This window comes from Chromobacterium piscinae (genome assembly GCF_021129175.1).
Classification (GTDB): domain Bacteria; phylum Pseudomonadota; class Gammaproteobacteria; order Burkholderiales; family Chromobacteriaceae; genus Chromobacterium; species Chromobacterium piscinae.
Window position 1 is genome coordinate 1 of record NZ_JAJOHV010000038.1, and the last position, 2446, is coordinate 2446.

Below are 2446 nucleotides of genomic sequence, written 5' to 3' on the forward strand. Positions count from 1 at the left end.
GCGCTTCGCCTGGCGGCGCGACTGGGCCGGCATGGGCCTGAACCTGGCCGCGCTACTGGCGCTGTCGGCCTGGCTGGCCCCGGCGCTGCTGCTGGCCCCGCTAGCCGGCCTGGCCTGGTGGGCCTTCCTGAAGCGCCGCCTGGGCGGCATGACCGGCGATTGCCTGGGCGCGGGGGTGGAGCTTTGCGAGATCGCGATGCTGGGCTTGTTGTTATGGCGGGTGCCCGCCTGGAACTGACANNNTTAAGCCGCCATTTGTTTGAGCGCGGCGACGCTAGCGCCCCGCGAGTTGGGCGGCGCCTTGGAAATGGCTTTGGAGGCGGGGTTTCGCCGCGCTGTCGGGGTCTCCTAGGGGTGTCGGGGAGCTGGCGAAGCAGCTCCCCGACCTGCTCGGCGGGCAGCCCCGCCATGAAAATCATCCCGTCCGCGCAGCGGACTCCCCCCTGCTTTTCAACACTTAAATTAAAAAAACGCCGCCCGCTCAATAAGGGAACCGAGTCGCTTCCAAGGCGTGGACAGCTTACAGCGTGCCCGCCACCTTCTTGTTGCGCATCAGGCACAGCATGTCACAGGCGATGTGGGCCACAGCCAGCGCGGTGATTTCGCTCTGGTCGTAGCTCGGCGCCACTTCCACCACATCCAGGTGAAGTAATGGTCGCCGCCGAAGGTCAGCATATTGGCACCGGAGGCCAAGATGGTTCGGGCGTGTTCGACGATGATCGGCTTGATGGTCAGCGGGTTGTGCGCGTCGAACCAGCAGTCGCCGTAGTCAACCACCGCCAGATCATCGAACGGATCGAAGCCCCACGGATGCGGTTTCAGCTCGGCCAGCTGCACGCTGGCCACCGCCTCAGGACGCGTCACCTCCGCCCTGCAGGGCGGTCCGTGCGCGCCGCGATGCCCAGCGGCCGCGCCACCAGCGCCAGCGCAGCTTGACGTCGTACCAGGCAGGCCTGAGGCCCAGCAGGAACAGGAACAGCGCCAAGGGCAGCGTGAAGCCGAAGCCCAGGTGCTTGAAGCCCAACGCGCCGACCACGCCGCCCAGGAAGAAGGCCAGCAGGATCAGTGCGTAGACGCGGAATTTCTTGCGGTTGGAACGCACCGCCGCCACCCGCGCGTTGGCCTGACGGTTGTAATAGCTCATCTTGGCCAGCTCGATGCCGATATCGGTGGCGATGCCGGTCATGTGGGTGCTGCGCAATAGCCCGCCGGACAGCTTGGTGACGATGGTGTTGTGCATGCCCATGATGAAGCACAGCAGCATCACCGTCGGCGGAGTGAACAGGCCCTTGTGCAGCGACAACCCAGCGCCCAGCAGGCCGAACACCAGCAACAGCAGCGCCTCCTCCATCATCGACACGCCGTAGCCGCCGCGCAGCCTTTGCCGCCGCGCCCACAGGATCAGCCAGGTGCTGTGCATCGCGCCGCCTATGAAGCTGCACAGCATCACCAGCAGCGACAATCCCACTCCGATCTCGCCGGTGGCCCAGGCGTCGGCCATGCCGGACACGATGCCGGACACGTGCGAGGTGTAGCGGTGCACAGCCAGGAAGCCGCCGGCGTTGATCGCGCCGGCGATGAAGGCCATCGCCCAGCCGAGCTGGCGCAATATCCTGTCGTTGAAGCGGCCGCGGTCCAGCAGCCGGGTAATGTGGATGTGTCGGGTCATGGAAAGCCTGGCAAGCAAAACGGCGGCCTGTCGCCGCCGTTGTCGATATTGCGCCGCAGCATGCCGCTTGGCAAGCCGCTGGATCAAGCTTTGGCCACGGTCTCCGCTCAGCAGCCCTTCAGCGCGATGCCGGGCGTCAGCCGCTTCTGCAATGCCTTCAGGCGCTCGGCCTGCGCCGCGTCCAGCTCCTTGAAGGTCAGCGCGGTGATCTTGGCCGGCTGATCCTTGGACTTGACCACCGCCTTATCGTAGCCGGCCGCCTTCAGCCGCGCCACCAGCGTCTTGGCCGCGTCCTCCTTGCCGAACAGGCCAAGCGACAGATTGCCCTTGAATTCATCGTTGCTGACGATGTAGTTGTCGAAGCCCTTGTCCCTCATCTCGGCCGACAGGGTCTTGGTTTCGGACTGGGTGGCCAACGGCGGGTAATACACCCAGAAACGGCCGGAGCCCTTGCTCTCATCCTTGCTGTCTTCCTGCACCTGGCCGGATTTCAGCTTCAGTTGCGGCACGCCGCCCTTCACCCGCGCCAGCAGGCTGTCGTTGAGGCCGCTCCAGCGATAGCAGGCCAAGGCCTCGGGCTGCTTGTCCTGGGTTTTCTTGTCTTGGGCCGCCTTTTCCTGCCCGGCCTTATCCTGTGGCTTATCGGCCGCCTTGGCCGCGGGTTTGGACGCTTCCGGCTTGGCTGCCGGCTTGACCTGGGGCTTGGCCGCGCTAGCCGCGGGCTTGGTCTCGTGCAGCGGCTGCGCCGCGGGCGCCGAGGCCGCCGGCGCGCTGGCC

At 66.0% G+C, this 2446-nt stretch carries 4 protein-coding genes and 1 pseudogene; 1 reads left to right on the plus strand and 4 read right to left on the minus strand.

What is annotated here, in order from left to right; genetic code table 11:
• A partial coding sequence (locus LQR33_RS12415) for an adenosylcobinamide-GDP ribazoletransferase (protein WP_231469170.1) occupies window positions 1-238 on the plus strand: 238 nt, incomplete at its 5' end.
• A gap of 282 nt (window positions 239-520) precedes the next feature.
• On the opposite strand, the gene LQR33_RS24390 is transcribed toward LQR33_RS12415, so the two are convergent.
• The 4 genes and pseudogenes from LQR33_RS24390 to LQR33_RS24225 form a co-directional block, all read right to left on the minus strand.
• On the minus strand, window positions 521-637 hold the full coding sequence (locus LQR33_RS24390; protein WP_378108652.1) for a hypothetical protein: 117 nt from the start codon (window positions 635-637) through the stop codon (window positions 521-523).
• A 2-nt stretch (window positions 638-639) separates the two neighbouring features.
• Window positions 640-843 (minus strand): annotated as a pseudogene (locus LQR33_RS24395) (arginase family protein); the annotation flags it as partial.
• 7 nt (window positions 844-850) lie between these two features.
• Entirely contained in the window at window positions 851-1669 is an 819-nt protein-coding gene (locus tag LQR33_RS12425) for a YoaK family protein (RefSeq protein WP_221667352.1), read from the minus strand.
• Between the two features lie 107 nt (window positions 1670-1776).
• A partial coding sequence (locus LQR33_RS24225; protein ID WP_269326248.1) for an SPOR domain-containing protein occupies window positions 1777-2446 on the minus strand: 670 nt, incomplete at its 5' end.

Bases quoted from the DNA above. Each gene is read 5' to 3' on its own strand.
- LQR33_RS12425 (WP_221667352.1), bottom strand. From the start codon at position 1,669: ATGACCCGACACATCCACATTACCCGGCTGCTGGACCGCGGCCGCTTC.